Annotated in this window: 4 protein-coding genes; all 4 read right to left on the reverse strand. The window is 61.2% G+C overall.

Features of this window, described 5'->3' with window-relative positions:
* Window positions 1-192: 192 nt before the first annotated feature.
* Window positions 193-1,599, reverse strand: a complete 1,407-nt coding sequence (locus KBA32_RS16650) for a 4Fe-4S binding protein (RefSeq protein ID WP_294361368.1) — start codon at window positions 1,597-1,599, stop codon at window positions 193-195.
* 165 nt (window positions 1,600-1,764) lie between these two features.
* Complete coding sequence (locus KBA32_RS16655) at window positions 1,765-2,790, reverse strand: type II secretion system protein (protein WP_294361370.1); 1,026 nt, start codon at window positions 2,788-2,790, stop codon at window positions 1,765-1,767.
* A 167-nt stretch (window positions 2,791-2,957) separates the two neighbouring features.
* Window positions 2,958-3,248: a hypothetical protein gene (locus KBA32_RS16660; RefSeq protein ID WP_294361371.1), complete on the reverse strand. Its 291-nt coding sequence runs from the start codon at window positions 3,246-3,248 to the stop codon at window positions 2,958-2,960.
* 218 nt (window positions 3,249-3,466) lie between these two features.
* A partial coding sequence (locus KBA32_RS17200) for a S4 domain-containing protein (protein ID WP_367113794.1) occupies window positions 3,467-3,804 on the reverse strand: 338 nt, incomplete at its 5' end.

Below are 3,804 nucleotides of genomic sequence, written 5' to 3' on the forward strand. Positions count from 1 at the left end.
AGTTCGATCGGCTGCATGTAGCTGCCTTCGATCGTCATCTGCTGGCGCACGATGCGCTCGCCCGGCTTGTTGGCGAGCTTGAACTCGGCGGCCTCGGCCGGGCTGGGAGAGAAGTGCGCGCCGAAGGCAAGAATGCCAAGGGTGCAAACGGCGGTGCGGCTGAAACGAGCGAACACGGACGACTCCTGAAGACTATTCAATGACGAGCGGGCCGAAGATGGCGACCCACCACGAGATGCCGGCGATGACGCTGCCGAGTACACCGGGGAAGAGCGGCAGCAGGCGCTTGGCCGGCGGCAGCCCCTGCTCGGCGAGCAGCTTCCAGCCGAGCCAGATGCTCCACACGAAGCCGATCGAGAACAGCACCTCCTTGGCGATGTCCGGCGCGTTCGGGCCGAAGAAATCGAAGGGCGGGAAGAGCTTGGAACCCAGCCCGATGACCAGCGAGACGAGGCAGACCGGCGCGTACTGGTAGCCGAGTTCGAGGTAACGCGAGTAAAGCGTGCCGTCGGCCCTGGCTTCGCCGGCGAGGAAGGCCGAAGCCAGCGTGGTGAGCGAGAGGACGACGCAGGTGCCGAGCGCCCAGCCGACCATGTAGGTCCAGATGCAGATGAAGTCGAGCCAGTTGAACACCTCGCCGCGCTGCGGGTGCGCGCTGACCAGCCAGCCGGGGGCGGGTTCGCCGATCCACGTCCAGCCCCAGGACAGCATCGTCTCGCCAAAGACCTGGCGCATCACCTGGTATTGCTCGAGGAACAGCCAGAGGAAACCGCCCAGCGCTGTGCCGATACCGATGAAGAAGAACATCACTTCCATGATGTTCGGGTTGTGCTGGCGGATCTTTTCGATCTCGATGCCGGGCTTGCGGAATTCCAGCGTCAGGCCGGCGGTCGGCTTGTCGGGATAGACGCACTTGAAGCACTCGATGCAGTGGCGTGATTCGTCTTTGCCGTTGATGTTGATCATCGTCGGGCAGACGCCGCGCTCGGTGTAGCGGGCGATGTTGATCACCTTGCGCTTCGGGGTGAATTGCACGATGCCCATGCGCGAGAAGAGACCGAGCAGCAGGCCGATCGGGCAGGTATGGCGGCACCAGGCGCGCTTGCCGTGGTGCAGCGCGCTGTTGCCGTAGAGGAAACCGAAGAGGATGGCGCAGCCGAGCGTCGTGCCGAAGACGATGGCTAGACCCTCCGGGTGCTCGCGTACGCCGATCGTCTGCCCGAGTACGGTGATGATCAGAAAACTCACGTGTGGCGTCCATTCCGAACGCAGCCACCATGGCGTCGAGCGCTTGAGGCCGCGCGCGCTGGCCCATTCCGAGGCGGCGCCCATCGGGCACAGCAAGCCGCACCAGCTGCGTCCAGTGAAGACGACCGAGAGTAGCACCAGCGGGAACCACAGTCCCCACATGATGTAGTTCGAGAAGAGCGCGAAGTTCGAGAACGGCGTGTCGCCCATTACCGCTTCGTCGGTAAAGAGCGGCAGGAACATCAGGATCAGGAAGTAGATGAAAAAGGCAAAGTGCAGATAGCCGAGATAGGGACGCCACCGAACAAAGAAGCCTTCGACGGCGCGGGTGAAGCGTGCTGCGTTAGTCATCGCTGAAACCTGGCGGGTAGAACGTTGTGGGCAAAGCAGCTCCGTTTCCATGCGATATGCATCGCCCGGAGCGTCAAGCAAGGCGGGGCGGGCCCAGTGGCTCGCCCCGCATCGCAAAGCCGGGGGAATAGCGGCCCCCGGCGATCACCAACTCAGATAATCCGGTTAGGTGTTGCGGACGTTGTCGAGCTCGCCCAGTTCTTCGTCCTTGGTGTCGCCGGCACCGTCGACGATGGCCTGGAAGACAGCCTTGCCGCCCTGGATGCCGTGGCCACTGACTTTGAACAGGACGACGAATCGGTTGTACTCGTCCGGTTCGACGTGGCGGTAGATTGGCGAGTTGGAAAGCGCACCGTACTTGGTCGGATCGAAGAGCGAGGAATCCGATCCAACACCGAACGCGACCAAGCGGTCGTCGACGAGAAGAGCTGCTGTCGCCCCCACGGGCGTATCACCCGTGTTGTAGGCGTTAACACGCTTGTTGCCATCAGCCGCCCAGACCATCACCGGGCTACCATCAGCCAAGGTCGCCGATGTCGCGCCGCCACAACCGTTGGCAGCCGTCGGACGGAAGATGTTCTGCGCCGTGACACTGTTGTCCTTGTTGTTGATGACGGCTTGCAGGCCATCATGACTGGCCGAGCAGGTGTAGCCGTCGCCGACAGCGGCAGTGTTCAATACGCGAACCTGGGTAATACCGGCATCGCGGAGCGCCCCGAATTCAGCGGTCGTCAATGTCTGGGCGGCGATCGAACCACCGGTAAACGTTGGGTTGTCTGCGGTCGCATCGCTAATGGTGCCTGCAAGGTCTTCCGACAGAATGGATAGCGGCGAAGCGGTAGCGAGCGTGCCCGTAGCCGACTGGAACAGCGAATCCCAATTGTCCGGGTAGGCGTTGTTCATCGTGCGATACTCATTAATCGCCTTCGACAGCTGATCCATCATCGCCACGTGCGCGCCGGCCGAAGCCTTGCGGTCGGTATCCTGCAGCATGACGGTGGCGGTGCCAGCGATCGCGGCCAGGATGGCGACGACGACGAGCAGTTCGAGGAGGGTGAAACCGCCTTCCTTCTTGCTGCGGATGGTTTCAAACTTGCGACGCAGGTGGCGGCCCTTGACTGCGGAAACGTCGATGGACTGGATCTTGGACTTGAGTTCGGCCTTGGTCATAGCCATGAGTTTGGACAACATGTGTGTGGTTCCTTGAGAGTTGGCTCGGATTCCTTCCCCAGGAACTCCTGCACCAGGTTTTAACGAAAGTTCCGGAAGACTCCGGATAGATTCGCCGCGACCCCACGTCGCCAGCCTGTAAAACGCCTCCCCGGAAAATCCCGTCCGGGGCGCACTGCTTGTCTTTGTTATCCCCGACTGCGCTTGCGCCGGTCGGGGAAATTGATCGACTCCTGCCGCTTGCGTCGTTCGACGCGCGGCTCGCCGTCGTCGGTCGCCATGACCGGGCAATCGACGACAAACCGGTATTGCTTGCCGCAGTGCAGGATCACTTCCTTCTGCCCGCGGCGCAGGATACGCATCTCAACGCGGATTTCCGCGAAGCCGTCATGCGCGAAGGCTTCCTGATATAGGTCGTTAAACTTGGCCAGGACGCTGCCCTGTGCTCTTGCTTTCTCGACGAGTTGTACGGCTTTCACGTTCTGTTGATCCTGTCTTGATTGCAGCTGATTTCGTCGTTTGCTCAATGTTGCGAATGATAACGATTCTCAGTGTGGCTTGCAATGGTCTTTACTACTTTTTTCTTTTTCTCAAACAAGAAAGAGCAATGCGAGCCCGAGAATCGAGGCGGCCATGAGCGTACTGGCGACGTACGGATATTTCATGGCAGGGCCTCGTCTCGGGTTACGTTGCGGGCTTAGTTGCGGATCGCGTAGTACTCGACCACGCGCTGCAGATCGATCGGGAATGGCGCTGATTCCGGGGCACGCAGCAAGGTCGCGCTGGCCGAATCGTTGCTCGTCTCGACGCGAATCCATTCCGGCCGTTCGAGCGCGGGAGTTTCCTGCGCCGAACGGAAAAGGTCGTGCTTGGCACCTTTTTCGCTCGGGCCAAAAACATCGCCGTCGCGTACAGCGATCGAGGGAATCGTGACGCGACGGCCGTTCAACATGAAATGGCCGTGCCCGATCATCTGGCGGGCCGCGGGGATGGTCGGTGCGAAGCCGGCGCGGAAGACGAGATTGTCCAGGCGGC

The organism is Propionivibrio sp., from assembly GCF_017995515.1.
In the GTDB taxonomy this organism is placed as follows: Bacteria; Pseudomonadota; Gammaproteobacteria; order Burkholderiales; family Rhodocyclaceae; genus Propionivibrio.

Bases quoted from the DNA above. Each gene is read 5' to 3' on its own strand.
- KBA32_RS16650 (WP_294361368.1), bottom strand. From the start codon at position 1,599: ATGACTAACGCAGCACGCTTCACCCGCGCCGTCGAAGGCTTCTTTGTT.
- KBA32_RS16655 (WP_294361370.1), bottom strand. From the start codon at position 2,790: ATGTTGTCCAAACTCATGGCTATGACCAAGGCCGAACTCAAGTCCAAG.